At 51.9% G+C, this 291-nt stretch carries 1 protein-coding gene; it reads left to right on the plus strand.

Annotated features, from left to right (window positions below; genetic code table 11):
* Positions 1-99 precede the first annotated feature (99 nt).
* A partial coding sequence (locus tag HWX34_RS00805; RefSeq protein WP_370459650.1) for a response regulator occupies positions 100-291 on the plus strand: 192 nt, incomplete at its 3' end.

Consider the following 291-nt stretch of genomic DNA (forward strand, 5'->3'; position numbering starts at 1 on the left):
CCTGCTGCCTTACCTTCAAAGATAACGCTGTCCCCGCTTTGGCCTGTGCCGGGCGGGTGGACGCCACTAACGAATCAACTCTTTGGAGCCTTATTTATGGTGGACAAGAACATGAAGTTTCTGGTCGTGGATGACTTCTCGACCATGAGACGCATTGTGCGCAACCTGCTCAAAGAGCTGGGCTTTACCAATGTGGACGAGGCCGAAGACGGCCAGGTCGCCTTGCACAAGCTGAAAAACCAGCATTTCGATTTTATTGTTTCAGACTGGAACATGCCCAATATGACCGGC

The sequence above is a fragment of the Aquitalea sp. LB_tupeE genome (assembly GCF_013391415.1).
GTDB lineage: Bacteria > Pseudomonadota > Gammaproteobacteria > Burkholderiales > Chromobacteriaceae > Aquitalea.